We start from the raw sequence: 17,551 nt of genomic DNA on the forward strand, positions 1-17,551 counted from the left end.
ACAGAACTGAATGACGACAGCTAGCCATTATTTTCCGTTCCGTGGTTCAAGCAATTTCCAGCGGTTTATTGGGTATAATAAGCCGGGGTTGATGAATGGTTAACCCTAACCAGCTGAAAATTATAGACCTGAGACGGAGGATATATGGAGAATGAAGCGCTGCTGCAGGTTGAACGATTAGCTCTTAAAAAGCAGAAAATATACCGGCAAAGTGTACTCCGCTACATTGCCAGGTCCATGCTGGCCAGTATGTTTATCGGTTTTGGCGTCATAGTAGCGTTCAAGACGGGCAACTTTTTCTATATTGAGCATTCCCCGATGACGTATCCAATGGCTGCCATTACCTTCGGTGCGGCCATCATCCTAATCTCTTACGGTGGTGGTGACCTGTTCACCGGGGATACCTTTTATTACACGTATGCGGCGTTACGGCGGAAAATGCAGTGGACTGAAGTTGTCCGTATGTGGGTCGTCAGCTATTTGGGCAACATCCTCGGGGCGACAGCCTTTGCGCTGCTTATTTTCCTGACAGGACTGTTCTACGATTCCAATGTGAATGGTTTTTTGCTTAATGTGGTGGCCCATAAGATGGAGGCCCCGACGCTGCAGCTTTTTTTTCGCGCTATTCTCTGTAATTGGCTGGTCTGTCTGGCCTTCTTTGTACCGATGTCAATGAAGGGTGACGGCGCCAAAATGTTCGCCATGGTACTGTTCGTGTTCTGCTTCTTTATCTCCGGATATGAGCACAGCATTGCCAATATGTGTACCTTTGCCATTGCGCTGGTGCTTGACCATCCCGGTACGATATCGTGGGCCGGGGTAGTGCATAATCTGGTACCTGTGACGCTCGGAAATCTGATTGGCGGCGGAGTGCTGATGGGCGTGATGTACTACTATGTCAATAAGCCCTTCCTGGATGACGAACAGCATTAGGATAGTTGAATGTGAGAACTCAAACTCCATTAGTCACACAAAAAGGCTATGCCCCGGGAAGAGGGCAAAGCCTTTTGTGCTTGGTAATGTGAGAATTATATAAGTTTTACCACTTTGAACCTCCGGATGAATTGCCTCCCGATCTGCCCCCGCCCCAGGAGGAACCGCCGGAGGAACGTCCGCCGCCGAATCCACCTGTAGAAGGAGGGCCGGACGACATTCGCTTACGGGCCTGCTCTCTTCTCTGCTGTTCCCTCATTCTGGCCAGCTGTGCCTGTCGTTCCTCCTCTTCCCTCTGACGGACAAGCCGGGTCGCTTCATCTACAAAAGCGTCGATTTGTGCCTGATAGGAGCGGGCCACAGCTTCCAGTTCATCCAGATTGTAAGGTGCAGCGGACAGCCTCTGCTGCAGTTCGCCAAATTCTGGAAGGGAAGACAGCTGAAAGCGGCTTCTGGTGGAGAGCCCCCTGCTCTGAAGCAGCTGCTCCGCAGTGTCGATCCGGCTCTGTCCTTCAGAGAAGAGCCGGATAACCTTATCCAGCCGTTCATTTAGAGCATCCAGACTCTCTGAAATCCCATTAAACTGTTGACCGGCTTCTTGCTGGAGGGAGAGCAGACGGTCAAGGGCACTGTGGGCGTTCTCGTACTCTCCACGCGCATCGCTGCTCCAGCTTTCAATCTGCGGAACTTCAGCAGCTCCTTCCCGCAGGCGTGTGCTCCAAGACTCCAGATGATCGCTGGCCTCTGATACATGCTGCTTTACAAAGCGGGTTCCGGACTCCAGAACCCGGGCCCGGAGCCCTTCTCGCCGTTGTTCCAATTGGCTCCAGCCCAAGCGCAATGTTTCCAGATCACGCCGGTTATTCTGTCTTAGGAGGGCTTGCCGTTCCGTCATAGCAACGGCATCTTCCAGTAAACTATCCACCCGGGCTCCGATTTTGCGTACTTCATCCATATCACCAGCGCGTAGAGGTGCTTCAAGCGCTGCAGCCTCGGCGGATGCCTGCTCCAGATTGTCATAAGGCCTTACCTTCATATTGTGCAGTGAATTTTGCTCAATCATTGCAGCGATTTTGGCACGGGTAGAGGCCAAGACTTCGGGGAAATCATTGACCTTGTCGTCGTAAGCATCGACATCCTTAAGGTTCTTCTCAATCTGCTCCTGTTTTTCCTGTGCATCCTCAGTGATGTCTTGAGCGGCAATAGGATCGAAAAGCTCCAATTGATCAGCCTTGGCTGTTTCCTCTGCCAGCTCTTTCAGATCCTCCGCGATTTCTTGAAGCTCGTAGCCTTTTTCCTGGACTGCGCTCAGGAGCTGCTGATTCAGCTCGGGAGCATCGCTCTTCAGCTCAGTAATACGCTGTTTGACGTTTCGATCCGCTTCACTAATGACTTCAATTTGCTTTTCCTCCTCAAGGAGTGCGGTACGAAAGTTTAAGTTGGTTTCACGAAGCTTTTCTGCGGCCGTCCTGAGAGCTGCAAGACGATAAAAGGCCGGCTTAACTCCTGCGCCGCCTTCATTTCTAAGTGTTGAAATTTGTATCAGATGGTTAGAAAGACGTCCGGATATTCCTTCTACCATTTCACCGGTTTTGCCCTGAACAATGCCCTGGAACGGCTTCAGTGATTCGATGGCCCGATTCGCCTGAACCAGCAAATCACCCAGCAGCTCCTGTTGTTCCTCCAGCTGCTTGCGCCTCCGGATTCCGGTTATCACTAGAAACAACAAACCCAGAATTAAGGCGGCGCCTATCAGAAATGGCACGACTCTCAGCAGGGGAAATCCCGGACTTGCCGCGGATTCTGTTCCGGTTGTTCCAGCTGAGGTGCCGGAACCGCCGTTCCCTGCACTTCCGGTGCCTAGGGCCTCAGTGGCCTCCATCAGAGAAGAAATACCGCCTGCGAAATCGCCGTCTCTGGCATAAGGGATAAAATAAGTATCCAGCAGGGCCTTGATTGCGGCACTCCCTGCTGCGCCGCCTTGTCTCTGAGACCAAGAGTTAAGCGAGGCTTGAAGCCCGGGATTATTGAAGTTAAGCTCGACCTGCTGGTCTTCACTGGAGATAAGCAGAAGAATATCTCTTGTCGAAAGTCCCCAGGAATCGTATACATCCGAAGCATAGTCTGCGGAGCCGGCCCCCTTCAGGGATTCAATGATAAGGATATGGAACGTATAACGGTCTCCGGCGGCAGCGTTTGTAAGGGCAGCAGCTTCCCTGGAGGTTAGCAGCCCCGCTTCATCCACCACCAAGCCTTGCTGGGCGGGGATTCCTGCGGCGTATGCGGCGGGCATCCATAGCAGGCTAATCATCCATAATAACAGCACAACTTTTTTCAAGCGGATACACTCCAATCTGAAGAGAGTTTATTCTGTGTAGTATACTTAAGATCATACTATTTATTAAACCTTATCGCCGCTCGCGAAGAGAACAAAGAAAGCCGCATTCCCTTTTAAGAAGGAATGCGGCTATATATTTGGATGTTTCTATCTGGTTTGCAGACAAAGAATATACTGCAATCTGGATTTGATCTCCTTTTGCCATTTCAAATCTCCTACTTTAACGGCAAGATTGAGCATATCCAGATAATCGTCAACTTTCAGCGCAGTCCGGGTAGTCGTTGGATTCATGGGTGGTCAGTCTCCTTTTTGTTCTAAAATATAATTAAGTTTTTATTGTTATTTTTTAATAATGATAATCATTATCAATCGTTATTGCTATTATCCACATTTTCCGGCTAAAATGCAACCTAAATTTTTAAGGATTTTCACTCATAAATGTTACAAATATAAGCATTCTCAGAGAAATTGGTATAATTGCACATTTTGTATGATTTGGGAACGGATATCAGCAGGAAAGATACCATTTTTTGTCGAATACCCCCTGTAGAAAGACTCTATAATGAATTATTGGACTAATATAAAGGAGAATTGCGATGAAGCGGTGTAAACTCATGCTCCTGTTCATGATTCTGGTTGTATTTGCCCTCCCGGTTGCAGCCCACGCCGAGAGAGAAGATATAAATTACCAAGCAGAACTGGATTATCCGCCATACAAATACATACAGAACGGCTATTTGACCGGCTTTGACATTGATCTGACGAGTATGCTTTTTGAGAAGCATGGCTATATGATTCATTACAGTACCGGTAAATGGGATGAGATCAATGAACGTTTAATTAATGGGGAAATCGATACCACCGGCCTTATGGTCATTACGGAAGAGAGAAAGCGGGAGATGCTCTTTTCCAAGCCGGTTTTGAAAAGTTATATCTCTGTCTACGCGAAGCAGTCTCTTTCGGGAAAGGTTGATCTCAGCACGTTGGCCCATTACAAAATAGGCGTAGGCAGGAAGCAATACTCCGAATCTGTACTAAGCAGCAAGGTGGGAACCTCTCAATACATAGCTTATTCAACGGTGCCGGAGGCACTTGAGGCCCTTCAAAGGGGTGAAATCGACCTGTTGTTTGAGAACCAGGGGGTTGTCGATTATTTGATTGTTGAACAAGGACTCACAGGCAATATCGTACGCAAAATGAGTAATCTCTTTCCCATGGATGTTGCCTACGGAATCAGCAAGTCCGCTCCGGAGCTGGTCCCTTATATTAATGCCCGATTAGCACAGGTTCAGCAGTCCGGCGCATTCGAGGAGCTGTACAAGCAGTATTTCTTCTCCCATTCCGACTATTATAAGGGAATGATGCAGAGCCGGATCATTTCATGGGCAGCCATCGGCTTATGTCTGCTGGTGTTCAGTATTATGTTTCTTAAAATGTACATCAAACATTTACGCCGGGCGATTTATGCCGAGCAGCAATTTTTCGGGGATGTAATTGAGCATACTGGAATTTTTGTCTGGGCGGTTCATGCGGATCGAAAAGTAATCCGATTTAATAAGTATGCCGAGAGGATAACCGGTCTGCGGGAGCAGGATATCCTGGGGGAAAGCATCGACGATATTGTAGGTCAGGAGGGCACTCCGGTTGACGAGTTCACAAAACTCCTGCAAAGGGCAACAGGGAAGGATTTTGTCAATAATGTAGAGATGAGGATTCAGGATGCTGATTCAGCAAGTCGTTACTTTGTTTTCCGGACAACGCTTCTTCAGGGATTGGATAAGCGTGCTTCGGATATTTTTGTTCTGATTGGCTTGGATATCGACGAGCGCAAGCAGAATGAGCTTGAGCTGCAAATGAGCTATGAAGAGCTGGAGGCGACTTATGAAGAACTGGCGGCGACAGAAGATGAGCTGAAGGATCAATTCGACAAGCTGCGGGTGAGTGAACGCCGGTTCCGGCTTGCTTCGGAAGGCTCCGGCGCTTATATGTGGGAGCTGGATTGGGAGACAGGGATGTATTCTCTGTCCGACCGCTGGTATGAGGTCATGGGCTACACCGAGGAAGAGATCAATTCATTCGAGGGTGGCGTTCTCAGTATTATTCACCCGGATGACCAGGAATCATCCTCTAAAGCAAGGAGAGAGCATCTGATCGGCCTGACTCCGATCTACGAGACCGAATACCGGATGCGTACCAAAGATAATCAATACGTTTGGTTTGAGGTAAGGGGCAAGGCAATCGTTGATCTCAGGGATCATATCGTCCTGTTTCTGGGTTCACTGATTGATATAAGCAATCGCAAGCAGGTTGAATTTAAACTCAACAACAGCTATCAGGAGCTGGAGGCTACCTATCAGCAGCTTACGGCTACCCAGGAAGAGCTGGTAGGACAATACGATCTGCTGCTGGAGAATCAGAAGAAAATGTATCATCTGGCGTATTATGATTCCTTGAGTAACCTGCCCAATCGGGTATGTCTGCTGGAGGCCATGGAGAAACAGTTCCGTCATCCCGGAGGCAGTGCCGCACTGCTGTTCGTGGATACTGATAATTTTAAATATATTAATGATACCTTGGGCCATAAGTTTGGGGATATCCTTATTCGCAAGGCAAGCGAGAGGCTGCAATCCACGATTTGGGACGGTGAGATGCTCTCCAGACTGGGCGGTGATGAATTTGTTATTTTTCTCAAGGACACGCCAAATCATGAAGATGTATTAAAATTGGCAGAGGATGTGCTAAATGGGTTCAAACAGCCGTTTTGGATTGGCGAGAGCAAGCTGTATGTCTCGGTCAGCATAGGGATTTCCTTCTATCCGGACGATGGGGAAACTACGGAAGAAATGTTGAAGAATGCCGATGTAGCCATGTATCAAGCCAAGGAAGCAGGCAAGAACAGATATATTGTGTATGATAAATCAATGCATGCCGCCTTTAATGAGCGGATGAGCATCGAGAAGCATTTGCGCAACGCGGTGGATAATGACGAATTCGAACTGCATTATCAGCCGCAGGTGGATATTAAGTCGGGAAGGGTCTCTGGTGTGGAGGCTTTAATACGGTGGAATAGCCCGGTGCTGGGCTTCGTCTCGCCGTTGTCTTTTATCAAGATTGCTGAAGATTCCAGATTGATTATACCGATAGGAGAATGGGTGCTAAGAAAGTCCTGTGTCTTTATGAAGGAGATACATGACCGTATAGGAATACCGTACAAAATTTCAGTCAATATTTCGGTTATCCAGATGCTGCAGGATGATTTCACTGAACTTGTATTGAATATTCTGGCTGAGAGCGGTCTGGAGCCCAAATGTCTGGAGCTGGAGATTACGGAATCCATTTTTATGGAATCCTTCGGAAGTATTGTCAGCAAGCTTGAGTACTTGAAATCACACGGTATCGGCATTGCTCTTGATGATTTCGGTACAGGCTATTCTTCACTCAGCTATTTGCAGCAACTGCCGATTTCCACACTTAAAATGGACAAGGCTTTTATTGATTCATTGTCTGATAATGCGTATAGCCAAGCTTTCGTGCAAACGATTGTGGAGCTTGGACATAAAATGGGACTGAAGGTAGTGGCGGAAGGTGTGGAGGACAAAGGTCAGCTTGCCTTCCTGAAGCAAACGGGCTGTGACAAAGTGCAGGGCTATCTGATCAGCAGACCGGTTCCGGAACGCGGAACAGGCGAATTGTTTGATCCCCTGAGAAATTGGGATATAGGTTTGTAGCCTATAAAAAACGAGCCCCGGAGAAATCTGAGGGCTCGTTATTGTTGTTACTATAAGAGGACAACTTTATTTTTACCCGTTTTCTTGGCTTGGTACAGGGCATCATCGGCCTTCTGAAAAACATAGCTCTTGGAGTCGGCTCCCGCAAAGTCATGCATGCCAATACTTACGGTCACCGCCTTGTCCTCCATCTCGGCAATCGGCATTTCCGCAATTCCCGCCCGTATCCGTTCTATAATATCGTAGGATGCCTCTAGTGGCTTGGCGGTCAGAATGATCACGAATTCTTCCCCGCCGTAACGTGCTGCGAAATCGTCGGCACCGATATTCTTGAGTACAATCGCTGCTACCTGCTTCAGCGCTATATCGCCGACCCAGTGGCCGTACATATCATTTACTTTCTTGAAGTTATCGATATCAAGTACCGCCAGCTGCATGGGAAACGGGTTATTCTGCTGGTGATCGATCAGCCAGCCCAGGTATTCATGGAAGGTTTTATGATTATAGAGATCCGTAAGCGGATCAATTTTGGACAGGCGATCCATAATGATATTCTGAATGCGTAAATCCTGCTCTGATTTCACTGAGTTTTCAAGCGACTGGAGGAGATCGCTTCCCCGGCGAATAACGCCGAAGCCTGTCAGCGAAGTGCCGGCGAAGATGAAAGCGATGATAAGATTTTCAACCCGAAGCGAATAATCGTAGGTTGAAGGGGTGCAGAGTAAAATAATGATATATAACGAACAAACAATGGTAGAAGCAATCAAGTAAGCATTTTTTAAATAAATCATAGATATAAACAGCGGCAGAAGCATGATTAATGGCTTCACATCAATTTCCGGGCTAATGAACATAATAATCACAAAGGCATATATATGGCTTCCTACCGTGATAGAGGCCTCGGAGAACTGCGGTTTCCATTTGTAAATGCATTCAAGCAGGAGGATGAGCGCCAGTATAATCAAATCAGGGGTCAGTATGAAAGAAATGATATATTCCTGTGCCGAAACCAGGGGACGGTATCCCCACATCGACCTGAATATAAATAGTTGACTTGATAGATCTATAAGCAGCACGATCCAGAATACATTTAGAAGCACACGGTTCCAGTAGGTTTGGCGAGGAGTTTGGGGTGGAATGTGCATAGGGTGTTCCTCTTTTCAAGTGGCAATATACTTATATATTCGACAATAATCCTTGCATTCCTTCCAAAAGGTGTAATGGGGAAAATGTTCGGATTTTAAGTATTCATTAAAGAGAAAGATCGTTTTATCTGATGTATTAATGCTACAAACACGTATATTAAATGAATATTTACCTTGACACATTCGTCTATATTAAGTAAACTTCCTTATGGATCACAAAATAATGTTGAGCTGTTCGTATATCCTCAAAGATAAGGTTTGGGGGTTTCTACAGGGAACCGTAAATTCCTGGCTACGGATAGGGTGCTTTTTGCATACCTATGCAATAGTCGGGATTTTTTGTTATGTTCACCTACAAGAAAATACTATTCATTACATATTGGGAGGAACAGATGGGTAAATATGATGTGATTGTCGTGGGTGCGGGTCCGGCTGGAATCTTTGCTTGTTATGAGCTGACTCGGAAGGCGCCGCATTGGAAAGTGCTGCTGGTAGACAAGGGGCATGATATCTATCGGCGCAGCTGCCCGATCCTTGAGGAGAAAATCAAGCTGTGTCCGCCGGCTTCCGGCCGTAAGGAATTTGCAGGCTGTCTGCCAGCCTGTTCCATAACTGCGGGCTTTGGAGGTGCGGGGGCGTACAGTGACGGCAAATTTAATATCACAACCGAGTTCGGCGGCTGGATGACGGATTACTTGGCCCCGTCCAAGGTGCTGGAGCTGATCCAGTATGTCGATAATGTCAATCTGGAGCATGGGGCTGCACAGTTCATTACCGATCCTACGACGGAGAGCATCCGCGATATTGAGCAGCGGGGTTATGCTGCCGGATTGAAGCTGCTGCGGGCTCAGGTCCGCCATCTGGGTACGGAACAAAACCTGGAAATTCTGAAATCTATCTATGAATATTTGAAGACGCGTATTGATATGGAGTTCAAGACAGAGGTGCTGGATATCATCACCGTCAAGGAGAATGGCTCACACCGGATTACGGGCATTTCTCTGAAAAACGGTGAAGTCCACGAAGCAGGTCTGGTCATGATTGCACCGGGCCGTGACGGTTCTGCCTGGCTGACCGAGGTGCTGAAGAAGCGCCGCCTCAAAATGTACAATAACCAGGTGGATGTGGGCGTACGTGTGGAAACCTCGGATGTGGTGATGCGGGAGATCAATGAGCATCTCTACGAGGGCAAGTTTATATATAACACCTCTGTGGGCACACGTGTCCGTACCTTCTGCAGCAACCCTTCCGGACATGTCGTTGTGGAGAATCACAGCGGAGTGATGGCGGCGAATGGACACTCTTATAAAGATCCGGCGCTCGGATCGAGCAATACTAACTTTGCACTGCTGGTATCGCATAAATTTACTGAGCCCTTCGATAAGCCTAATGAGTACGCCAGGGAAATTTGCAAAAGAGCGAACGATTTATCGAGCGGCGGTGTGATCGTTCAAAAGTACGGCGATATCCTGCGTGGACGCCGCTCTACGGAAACGCGGATTAGTGAAGGATTCCTGGAGCCGACCTTGAAGGAAGCCGTTCCGGGTGATCTCGGACTTGTGCTGCCTTATAACACGATGAAGAGTCTGATTGAAATGGTGGAGGCCCTGGAAAAAGTAACGCCGGGCATAGCTTCTGAACATACCCTGTTCTATGGCGTGGAAGCCAAATTTTATTCGGCCCGGCCGAAGCTCTCGAAAGCCTTGGAGACGGAAATTTCCGGACTGTACTGCGGTGGCGATGGAGCGGGAGTCACCAGAGGTCTGGCCCAGGCGGGGGCAGCAGGGGTATGGATTGCCCGTGGCATGATGGAGCGTTCACCAGCAGTGTGATGTTCCATCATTCGGATCATAATTGTTTAGATAGAAAATATTCCCTTTAGGAATCTCAACTGCTATAATGTTAGAATACATAACATGAATAGAGTGGAGTGGACAGCTAATGATGCGGAATCGTCGGAACTTGGGTCTCTTTATCGTTCTCTTACTGCTGGTCGGCCTGTATAGTTTGTGGATTGACATGTTTTGGGTGCATAAGCTGGTGTTCGTGTTGTTTATGGTGACATTGGGTTGGGCTTCTCTGGTCATACATCTTTCCGGGCTGCGCAGGGAGCAGCTGCTTCAGGATGCCAACTCCAGGGTCGAGCAGCTTGGGAATGATATTGTAGTCACCTCAGACCGGCTGCATGGGGCGCTTGAGGAGATTAGCCGCCATACAGAGGAACTGCAGCAGACTGCGGATTATTCCCATGAATACGAGACCGGGCTGCAGACTCGCAGTTATGAGGCAAAGGCGAATATAGAGGGAGCTTTTGAGACGATGGGCGGGGTAGCTGCTGCCACATTACATATTCAGGAACTGACAGACAAGCTCGGCGCTAATATGGCGGATACACGGCAGGGTGTCGCGGAAATGGTCGATTCTCTAAAAATCACTGACGCAGTTATGGAAGAATTAAAAAACCAGGGCGGGGATATGCGGGCCAAATTCGCTACCTTGAGTCAACATCTGGCGATGATAGAGGAGATTAATACCCTTATTACCGGAATTGTGAACGAGACATCCCTTTTGGCCTTGAACGCCTCCATAGAAGCAGCGCGGGCTGGAGAGCAGGGCCGGGGTTTCGCCGTGGTTGCGAGTCGTATCCGCCAGCTGGCGGATCAGAGCAAAGCCTCTGTAGACCGTTCTTCAGGTCTGCTGCTCGATATTAACAGCGGAGTGAAACAGGTACTGGACTCGGTTGCCGCAGAGCAAGTGGCTGTTGAGCGAGGGGTTAATGAGGTAGGCGCAGTGAGACTTCGGCTGGATGATATTGCGGCCAGAGTAGATGAGGTAGGGGCCGTTGTGGTGGATACCGTTGGCGCAGCTTCCCGGCAGAGCCAATTGATAAATGACACCACTGCCGAACTGCGCGGGGCGGTGGTGATTGTAAGCGAGACAATTGCCAATGTGGATCTGACCCTGGAGCAGGTGACCCGCCAACGCAGTCAAATTGGGCAGCTGAATGAGGTCAGTGCGAATTTGCTGACGGAATCACAGGCTTTGCGGCAGTCGGTCAGTGCCATTGCCGGAAATGAGGAAATCGAGATTGGCCAATATTCGGAACGGCTGCAGGAAATGCAGTCTCTGCTGCAGGATCTTTCCGCTAAAGAGGAGCTGTATTCGCCGGACCCGGCAAGTCATGGCGGTGTTCTTGCTGCCTGCATGAAAAAAGTGCCGGATGTGCAGGCAATCTGGTCGAACCGGACGGACGGAACGTTTATTTTCTCTGAGCCTGCGGCAGGTTTGCTCAATGCAAAACGGAGGGATTGGTGGAATGGGGCGATGAGCGAAGGGGCATATGTCTCAAACCCTTATGTCTCAGCCATCACGAAGCGCTCCTGCATTACATTGTCCAGAGCCATCACGAATCGTCAGGGAGAGGTCGTCGGCGTGGTCGGCATCGATTTGGCGGTTTAGGCGCCCCTCCACGTTCATACATATGTGTAGTGAAATCCAGCGGTCTCCGCTGGATTTTTGGCATGTTCATCGCAGGAATTTAGGAAGAATAGCCGCCAGACATAGTGCGGACACTGTGTACATTATACTTGTGCTTCCGATGTAGCGAGGGGGAGGGACAAGGGACAGGGAGACAGCTAGGGAAGGCCTGTACTTTATGGACAGCGGCGCGAACATTCCTTATAATGAACCGATATATTTACCTTTGGAGGCTGTGCCCATGCAATATACTTTTATCATTTTGCTGCAGCTGTTCGAAAGAGCCGCATTGCTGCTGATGTGCCTGTTCGTACTGACCCGTCTGCCGCGGTTTAAGGAAATTTTTCAAAAAGGAGCCTACGCTCCGCAGGAGCTTGTCATCGCAACGGTAATCTTCAGCCTCTTCGCCATCTTCGGAACATACAGCGGGATCAACGTGGAAGGATCGCTTGTTAATGTGCGAATCATTGCCATCATGGCCGGGGGAATCTTATTCGGCCCATGGGTTGGTCTTATTACCGGCATTATATCAGGGGTACATCGTTTTCTGATTGATATCGGAGGGGTCACTTCCCTGCCCTGCCTTATTACGAGCATTGCAGCAGGTATCGTATCGGGATTTATTTACCGCCGCACCTCCGGTGAACGCCGCTGGATCGCTGGTATTTTGGCCGGAATGGGCTGTGAGGCATTGACGATGGTGCTCATCCTGGTGATGGCAAATCCTACTTCGCTTGGTGTAGACATCGTATCCAAGATTGCTTTTCCCATGATTGTGAGCCAAATTAGTGTCGGCCTCATCGTCATGCTCGTCCAGAGCGTGGAAGGGGAAAAGGAGCGGATAGCAGCCAAACAGTCCAAGCTTGCGCTCGATATCGCGAACAAGACGTTGCCCTATTTTCGAAATATTAATCCCCAATCGCTGCGCACCATCTGCCTGATTATCAAGGAAGATATCGGGGCGGACGCGGTAGCGATTACGGATACACGGTTCATTCGCGCTTATGTTGGTGTCGGGGAAGGGTATTATGAAGCTGCAAATGAAATTATCAGTGAAGAAACGAAGAAGACACTGTCCAGCGGCGAGATTACCATTCGCAACGATGATACGGACTATATTAATCCCCAGATCAAATCGCTGATTATTATCCCCCTTAAGGAAAAGGGAGAAGTGACAGGAGCGCTCAAAATCTACTACACCAAAGCCCACAAAATCACGTATTCTCTCCAGGCAATGGCGGTTGGACTGTCGCAGATGATCTCTACCTTGATGGAAGTGTCGCGGGTGGAAGGCATTAAGGAGATGGCCAACAAGGCAGAGCTGAAGGCGCTGCAGACGAGTATCAATCCCCACTTTTTATTCAATGCACTGAATGCAATCATCTCCTCGATTCGAATTAATCCGGATAAGGCACGGGATCTGATTGTGAACCTGTCCGGATATATGAGATATAACCTGGAACTGACGGATGAAATGATTGATATCAATAAGGAACTGCAGCAGGTTCAGCAGTATGTGGAAATCGAGAAAGCGCGCTTCGGCAGCCGTCTTAACGTGTTTTACGATATTGACGAAGTGGAGGTCCGTATTCCCAGTCTGATTATTCAGCCGCTCGTGGAGAATGCGATTGTGCATGGCATACTGAAGGAGAAAGGTACGGGGACCGTAACCATTTCGGTAAAAGATCAGGGCGCTGCCGTGCGTGTCGGTATCCGGGATACCGGCGCGGGCATCAGTGAGGAAACCATAGAGAGAGTCTACAGCGGCAGTATGCCGGAGAACAAAATCGGGCTGTTTAATGTACACCAGCGGGTAAAGCTGATCTATGGGAACGGGCTGACGATCCGGAGAATGGACAAAGGGACATATATCTATTTTGATGTCCAAAAGGAGAGCCGATGAGAGCGATAATTGTAGAGGATGAAGTGCTGGCGAGGCAGGAGCTGGCTTATTTGATAGAGGCGCACAGCGGAATTAAGATAACGGCACAGTTCGAGGATGGGCTGGATGCGCTGAAATATTTGCAGGGGCAAGAGGTCGATGTGCTTTTTCTGGATATCAATATTCCTTCTATCGATGGCGTTCTCCTGGCCCAGAATAGTAGCAGATTCTCGGTCAAACCGTATATTGTCTTCATCACCGCTTATAAGGAGCATGCCGCTGAGGCATTCGAGATTGAGGCCTTCGACTATATTCTTAAGCCGTACAGTGAACTGCGGATCAAGGCCATGCTGCATAAGCTGGAGGGGGCATATGCTGCTCGCGGCCGGCAAGGGGAAGAGGAACGGAATCCGGTCAGCAACAAGGTGAACCTGTGGAAAAATGAAAAAATTATCGTGGTCGACACCGACGATATTTATTACGCTTCAGCGCAGGAGAAAACCACGAGCGTGATGACCAAGAGTGAGGAATACAGCATGGGCTTAAGCATCAGTGACTTCCACAGCCGGCTGCCGCAGGACCGTTTTTTTCGCTGTCACCGCTCCTACATTGTCAATTTGTCCAAAATCAAAGAAATCATCCCCTGGTTTAACAATACGTACCTGCTGCGTCTGAGCGATTTGGATTTTGAAGTGCCGGTAAGCCGCAGCAGGGTCAAGGAATTCAGGCAGATTATGCGCCTCTAAAGGCATTTCATGCTTCATTTGGGTCATCTCATTCCGGATTTCTCTCAAGAAAGACTGGTTTCGCTACAATAAAGAGGCAAAGAAGCTCTTTCAGCGATCAACGAGAGAAAGAAGGAATGATAATGACTACGACTACGAATAGCAAAAGCGCCAAACGGTGGCTCATTGTATTGGGAACTGTAATTATGCAGATGGGTCTGGGTACTATCTATACGTGGAGCTTGTTCAATGCGCATCTTGTATCCAAATTCGGGTGGGAGCTTAGCTCTGTTGCTATAACTTTTTCCATTACCAGCTTTGCCTTGGCCTTCGCGACCTTGTTCGCAGGGAAATTGCAGGACCGGTTTGGCCTCCGCCGACTAACCGCTGTTGCAGGGATTATGCTTGGACTCGGTCTGATCCTCAGTTCTCAGGCAAGCTCTATCCCGATGTTCTACCTGCTGGCAGGTGTGGTTGTAGGTTACGCGGACGGAACGGCTTACATCACTTCGCTGTCTAATCTTATTAAATGGTTTCCGAAGAATAAAGGGTTAATCTCCGGGGTTTCCGTGGGTGCTTACGGGACAGGGAGCCTGATTTTTAAATATGTGAACGGCAGCCTGATCGACTCGGTGGGCGTGTCCAATGCGTTTCTGTATTGGGGCATGATCGTTATGGTGATGATTGTAATCGGCTCTCTTTTGGTCAGCGAAGCTGCTCCTGCTCCGGGTGTTCAACCCAAATCAGAAACATCTGCAACGGTCGGCGTTCCGACTGGGCAAAAAGACTACACCGTTAAGGAAATGCTGCGTACCAAAGAGGCTTATCTGCTGTTCGTCATTTTCTTCACCGCTTGTATGAGCGGCCTGTATTTGATCGGTATTGTCAAGGATATCGGCGTAAAGCTCGCCGGACTTGATGTGCAGACGGCGGCTAATGCGGTGGCGATGATTGCGATTTTCAATACAGCCGGACGCCTGATCCTTGGAGCTTTATCTGACAAAATGAGCCGTCTTAAGCTGGTCAGTGCTACACTCGCGGTTACTGCTGCGGCAATGCTCGTACTTAGCTTCGCAACACTAAGCTTTGGTATTTTCTTCGCCTGTGTGGCAGCCATTGCCTTTTGCTTCGGAGGCAACATTACGGTGTTCCCGGCCATTGTCAGCGACTTCTTCGGTCTCAAAAATCACAACAAGAACTATGGTATTGTCTATCAGGGCTTTGGCATCGGCGCACTGTCCGGTTCGTTCATTGCCGCTTATCTGGGCGGGTTCAAACCTACCTTCATCGTTATCGGCCTCCTGTGCCTGCTGGCCTGCATCATCGCGCTTTCCCTGAAGGCACCGGTGCAAAAGGTCAAGGTAGAGAAGGGCATGAGCTTGAACCCTGTTGGCCGGACGGCTTAAGGTCTGGTTCGGACAGAGTTTTACGTAACCACTTTGTTCCGTTATTGCAGTTAGTTTTCCTCTCATAGGACCGTCTTTTCAGTAGAAATGTCTGCTGCTGAAGAGGGTCCTTTTTTTAATTCTTTTTAGCTGTAGAAAGTGCAATTATAATCCTCCGTTTGCCCCATATGAGCCGACTAAATGTATTTCATACAATTATTTTTCGGGATTTTTGTAAATATGGACATTATACGAGATTTAATTGTACAGAGTGCAGTTAGCCAAGGATTTATCGGATTTAGGCGTCAAATAAATGTACAGAGTGCAACTAGAGCGTGCTTAAGGTCTTTTTGAGTAATCAGGATATGGGGAAAGTGGTTCCATAATTGCGGTTTTTCTCTTAGGCATTACATGGAGCAGTATAAATTTACCGGCCAAAAACGAATGGAATTATACAAATTGGCATTGCACCTATACAGGATAAAGGTACAAAAGATTTAAACATGCTGAATAAAACCCATCAAGAATGACCCGTTTCTGCTCATTCGAGCGAAATGGGTCATTCTTTGTTTTTAATTTATTGCAAACCATGCAACGATTCAACAACGCCGCATTAACCTTCCAGCAGCAGTGCCTCCGGATCTTCCAGCAGTTCCTTCACCTTGACGAGGAAACTTACCGCCTCCGAGCCGTCAACGATCCGGTGATCGTATGAAAGCGCGATATACATCATCGGACGGTTGACAGTCCGCTCTTCATCGAGCGCAATCGGGCGGAGTTGGATCTTGTGCATGCCCAGGATGCCGACCTGCGGCGTATTAAGAATCGGTGTGGATAAAAGGGAGCCGAATACCCCGCCGTTGGTTATCGTAAATGTACCGCCCTGCAGCTCGGACAGGCTGAGTGTATTGTTGCGAGCCTTGGAAGCCAGCTCGCCGATCTGCCGCTCGATTTGCGGGAAGCTAAGCCGGTCTGCATCGCGGACGACCGGAACGACCAGTCCTTCCTTGGCAGCGACAGCAATACCGATGTCATAGAACTTCTTGATCAGCAGATCCTCGCCGTCAATCTCGGCGTTAAGTAAAGGATAGGTTTTGAGTGCGCCGACAACTGCCTTGGTGAAAAAGGACATGAATCCGAGTCCGACTTCATGCTTCTCCTTGAAGGCGTCCTTGCGCCGCTTGCGGATGTCGAGGATGGCGGTCATATCCACCTCGTTGAAGGTGGTCAGCATCGCCGCGGTCTGCTGCGCTTCCACCAGGCGGCTGGCAATCGTCAGCCGTCTGCGCGACATGCGCTTGCGCTCAACGGCCTTGCCGTCCTCCGGCTGCTGCGCTTTGCCGGCTGCCGGCAAAGCACCCGCCGCCTTGCCTTGCGGCGTGGACGGCGCTGGCGCAGCGGCCCCCGGCCCTGCTGCGCCATGTTCCTTCACATCGGCCTGGCCAATCCGGCCGATCGGATCACGGGCGCTTACCTCGCCGAGTTCGATGCCGCGCTCCCGTGCCAGCTTCCTTGCGCCCGGCGAAGCCAGGGGAGCGGGGCTGTCGCCCGCTCCCGGCCCTTCGGGCGCAGCGGCAGGTGCAGCAGCGCTGACGCTCTCCGCTGCCGGTGCAGCCGTGGCGCTGCCGGCAGCCGCGTCCGCTGCGCTTTCAGCCGCAGCATTTGTCGCCTGCGGCTTGCTGCTTCCCGCAGCAGCTCCGCTGCCGATCACACCGATGGCTTCGCCGACAGCTACATTCTCGCCGGCTTGACGCAGAATGGAGGAGATGACGCCATCTTCCTCCGCGCTAATCTCCAGATTGACCTTATCGGTCTCAAGCTCTGCGAGTACATCTCCCTGTCCGACAGTGTCACCTTCTTTGACCAGCCATTTGTAGATCGTTCCTTCGGAAATGGATTCACCCAGATCAGGTACTTTGATTTCAGACACAGGCCGCT

11 protein-coding genes and 1 riboswitch are annotated in these 17,551 nt (G+C 49.4%); of the genes, 7 read left to right on the forward strand and 4 right to left on the reverse strand.

The window, feature by feature from the left end:
* The first annotated feature begins 144 nt into the window (after positions 1–144).
* The gene (locus PaeBR_RS01660) at positions 145–933 is read left to right on the forward strand and encodes a formate/nitrite transporter family protein (protein ID WP_410513205.1); all 789 of its coding nucleotides are present in this window, start codon (positions 145–147) and stop codon (positions 931–933) included.
* 106 nt (positions 934–1,039) lie between these two features.
* Here PaeBR_RS01660 and PaeBR_RS01665 read toward each other — a convergent pair whose 3' ends face one another.
* Together PaeBR_RS01665 and PaeBR_RS01670 are read right to left on the reverse strand one after the other, a co-directional pair.
* Positions 1,040–3,271 carry a TPM domain-containing protein gene (locus PaeBR_RS01665; protein ID WP_410513206.1) on the reverse strand — a complete coding sequence of 744 codons (2,232 nt, stop codon included), beginning with the start codon at positions 3,269–3,271 and terminating at the stop codon, positions 1,040–1,042.
* A 147-nt stretch (positions 3,272–3,418) separates the two neighbouring features.
* Positions 3,419–3,562, reverse strand: coding sequence for a hypothetical protein (locus tag PaeBR_RS01670; protein ID WP_410513207.1), 144 nt, complete (start codon positions 3,560–3,562; stop codon positions 3,419–3,421).
* Positions 3,563–3,867: 305 nt separating this feature from the next.
* On the opposite strand from PaeBR_RS01670, the gene PaeBR_RS01675 reads away from it, so the two are divergent.
* A complete protein-coding gene (locus PaeBR_RS01675; protein ID WP_410513208.1) occupies positions 3,868–6,999 on the forward strand; it encodes an EAL domain-containing protein in 3,132 nt (1,043 codons plus the stop codon).
* A 50-nt stretch (positions 7,000–7,049) separates the two neighbouring features.
* Here the strand turns inward: PaeBR_RS01675 and PaeBR_RS01680 are convergent, their stop codons facing one another.
* The gene (locus PaeBR_RS01680) at positions 7,050–8,144 is read right to left on the reverse strand and encodes a GGDEF domain-containing protein (protein ID WP_410513209.1); all 1,095 of its coding nucleotides are present in this window, start codon (positions 8,142–8,144) and stop codon (positions 7,050–7,052) included.
* Positions 8,145–8,359: 215 nt separating this feature from the next.
* Positions 8,360–8,459: riboswitch (purine riboswitch) on the forward strand.
* 77 nt (positions 8,460–8,536) lie between these two features.
* On the opposite strand from PaeBR_RS01680, the gene PaeBR_RS01685 reads away from it, so the two are divergent.
* The 5 genes from PaeBR_RS01685 (at position 8,537) to PaeBR_RS01705 (ending at position 15,634) form a co-directional block, all read left to right on the forward strand.
* A complete protein-coding gene (locus PaeBR_RS01685) occupies positions 8,537–9,976 on the forward strand; it encodes an NAD(P)/FAD-dependent oxidoreductase (protein ID WP_410513210.1) in 1,440 nt (479 codons plus the stop codon).
* Between the two features lie 109 nt (positions 9,977–10,085).
* The gene (locus PaeBR_RS01690; RefSeq protein WP_410513211.1) at positions 10,086–11,603 is read left to right on the forward strand and encodes a methyl-accepting chemotaxis protein; all 1,518 of its coding nucleotides are present in this window, start codon (positions 10,086–10,088) and stop codon (positions 11,601–11,603) included.
* A 259-nt stretch (positions 11,604–11,862) separates the two neighbouring features.
* Entirely contained in the window at positions 11,863–13,524 is a 1,662-nt protein-coding gene (locus tag PaeBR_RS01695) for a LytS/YhcK type 5TM receptor domain-containing protein (protein ID WP_410515040.1), read from the forward strand.
* The gene (locus PaeBR_RS01700) at positions 13,521–14,249 is read left to right on the forward strand and encodes a LytR/AlgR family response regulator transcription factor (protein ID WP_410513212.1); all 729 of its coding nucleotides are present in this window, start codon (positions 13,521–13,523) and stop codon (positions 14,247–14,249) included. Before PaeBR_RS01695 ends, PaeBR_RS01700 begins: the two co-directional genes overlap by 4 nt.
* A 122-nt stretch (positions 14,250–14,371) precedes the next feature.
* Positions 14,372–15,634: an OFA family MFS transporter gene (locus PaeBR_RS01705; protein ID WP_410513213.1), complete on the forward strand. Its 1,263-nt coding sequence runs from the start codon at positions 14,372–14,374 to the stop codon at positions 15,632–15,634.
* 592 nt (positions 15,635–16,226) lie between these two features.
* Here PaeBR_RS01705 and odhB read toward each other — a convergent pair.
* The gene (gene odhB / locus PaeBR_RS01710) at positions 16,227–17,543 is read right to left on the reverse strand and encodes a 2-oxoglutarate dehydrogenase complex dihydrolipoyllysine-residue succinyltransferase (protein WP_410513214.1); all 1,317 of its coding nucleotides are present in this window, start codon (positions 17,541–17,543) and stop codon (positions 16,227–16,229) included.
* Positions 17,544–17,551: the final 8 nt, after the last annotated feature.

Source organism: Paenibacillus sp. BR2-3 (assembly GCF_046529485.1).
Taxonomy (GTDB): domain Bacteria; phylum Bacillota; class Bacilli; order Paenibacillales; family Paenibacillaceae; genus Paenibacillus_AQ.

What these genes read in the sequence shown, in the direction of transcription:
- PaeBR_RS01675 (WP_410513208.1), top strand. Translation starts at nt 3,868, where the DNA reads ATGAAGCGGTGTAAACTCATGCTCCTGTTCATGATTCTGGTTGTATTT.
- PaeBR_RS01690 (WP_410513211.1), top strand. Translation starts at nt 10,086, where the DNA reads ATGATGCGGAATCGTCGGAACTTGGGTCTCTTTATCGTTCTCTTACTG.
- PaeBR_RS01670 (WP_410513207.1), bottom strand. Translation starts at nt 3,562, where the DNA reads ATGAATCCAACGACTACCCGGACTGCGCTGAAAGTTGACGATTATCTG.
- PaeBR_RS01685 (WP_410513210.1), top strand. Translation starts at nt 8,537, where the DNA reads ATGGGTAAATATGATGTGATTGTCGTGGGTGCGGGTCCGGCTGGAATC.
- PaeBR_RS01695 (WP_410515040.1), top strand. Translation starts at nt 11,863, where the DNA reads ATGCAATATACTTTTATCATTTTGCTGCAGCTGTTCGAAAGAGCCGCA.
- PaeBR_RS01680 (WP_410513209.1), bottom strand. Translation starts at nt 8,144, where the DNA reads ATGCACATTCCACCCCAAACTCCTCGCCAAACCTACTGGAACCGTGTG.
- PaeBR_RS01705 (WP_410513213.1), top strand. Translation starts at nt 14,372, where the DNA reads ATGACTACGACTACGAATAGCAAAAGCGCCAAACGGTGGCTCATTGTA.
- PaeBR_RS01660 (WP_410513205.1), top strand. Translation starts at nt 145, where the DNA reads ATGGAGAATGAAGCGCTGCTGCAGGTTGAACGATTAGCTCTTAAAAAG.
- PaeBR_RS01700 (WP_410513212.1), top strand. Translation starts at nt 13,521, where the DNA reads ATGAGAGCGATAATTGTAGAGGATGAAGTGCTGGCGAGGCAGGAGCTG.